Consider the following 1,093-nt stretch of genomic DNA (forward strand, 5'->3'; position numbering starts at 1 on the left):
GGTGTATTGACGGCCACAACGGGCGAACATTCGCTCAAGCCGTAGCCTTCTAACAATTTGGCGCGCGGGAATTTGGCTTTAAAGTCGTCAATGGTTTGTCCGGCCAGAGGTGCTCCGCCACTGATAAACAGACGGACGCGGTTGAACCATCTGAAATACCAAGGGATTTTAGTTTTACTCATGGCGGTGTAAATGGCCGGTACGCCTAGGAAAATGGTAGCGCGTTTGAGTAAAACCTGTTTCAACACGTTGGAGAACGGGAAGACGGATTTGACCAAAATAATCGAGCAGGCTTGATATATCGGCAGCAAAACCATGGCGGTCAGCGTAAAGCTGTGGAACATGGGCAAGAAGACAACGAAGCGGTCTTTTTGCGAAATTTGGAAAATTTGTTCGATGCCTGAAAGGTTGGAAAACAGGTTGCTATAACTGATTAATGCGCCTTTGGGGTGGCCGGTTGTGCCGGAGGTGTAGATAATGTGCGCCAAATTGTTGGCAGACGGCTGACGGCTCAGATTCGGCTTGCCGGGGAATGTTCGCGCGGCATCGAAATAGCTGTCATCACTACTGGCAGCTTTGGTTTCGCCAATCCAGATGATTTTATTGACTTTGGTTTTGGCTTTGATGTTTTTGAGTTCTTTGGCCAACGACGCTGAGGCGAACATAAAGCGTGCGCCGCAGTCATTGAGGATGTAGGAAAATTCTTCGCTTTTCAAAAAGACATTGAGTGGGACGGCTACCGCTCCGATGGAAGTAATGGCGAAATAGGCAGTAATAAATTCGGGAGAGTTGGAAACGACCAGGGCGACCTTGTCGCCATATTGTACGCCTTCGTGTTGCAGATAGGCGGCGACGGTTTCTACTTCGCGCTTGAGGGAGGAATAGCTGATTTTTTCTTTGTCGTTGAAAATGACCGTGCCTTTACTGTTTTTTTGGCAGGCTGCAGTCAGCATAGCGTAAAAATTAGAGTGGGTGTGCATTTCGGAGTTTGTGTCCATATTGTGTCGATTGCTGTACGGTTTCGATGAGCCGTTTATTTCGAAGGATAGGTTTTACATCCTATCGGTAAAATAAGCAAGAGGCCGTCTGAAAA

1 protein-coding gene is annotated in these 1,093 nt (G+C 47.8%); it reads right to left on the bottom strand.

Translation table 11 applies throughout. The annotated features are described in order from the left end of the window. Nucleotides 1-998 (bottom strand): AMP-binding protein (locus ACTHUR_RS11695; RefSeq protein WP_440398683.1); only part of this gene is annotated, 998 nt, incomplete at its 3' end. Between the last annotated feature and the right edge of the window lie 95 nt (nt 999-1,093).

Source organism: Neisseria sp. P0021.S007 (assembly GCF_051956855.1).